The following is a 392-nucleotide window of genomic DNA, read 5'->3' on the forward strand; positions in this document are numbered from 1 at the left end:
GCCGCATGACGTCGTACTTGGCCCGCTGGCCCTCATCGAGCAGGGCCGTCATCGCCTGGTCCGTCTCCTCCCGTTGCGTCCGCATCGCCTGGCGAATCTCACGCGGATTCTTCGCGCCGGTGCGCACCTCCTCGAACAGGGTGTTGCGCGTAGTCTCCTCGGCCTCCAACCGACGCGTCAGCTCCTGCTCCTGGGAGTAATTCAGCTTCGCCTCGGACACGAGCCGCTTGATTCGCTCCGTGCGCTGGGCCGTCGAGCGGACCTGCGCCTGCATCCACTCCTCCTGCCGCGAGCGGAACTGCTCGGTGCGCATCTCCTCCTGCACCGAACGCATCGCGTCCTTCAGCGCCTCGCGGCCACCCTCCGTGCTCAGGGTCTCCCCGGTCATGAGC

At 67.6% G+C, this 392-nt stretch carries 1 pseudogene; it reads right to left on the reverse strand.

Annotated features, from left to right (window positions below):
- Window positions 1–392 (reverse strand): annotated as a pseudogene (locus D7Y04_RS44950) (hypothetical protein); the annotation flags it as partial.

This window comes from Corallococcus sp. AB038B (assembly GCF_003668955.1).
Lineage (GTDB): Bacteria > Myxococcota > Myxococcia > Myxococcales > Myxococcaceae > Corallococcus > Corallococcus exiguus.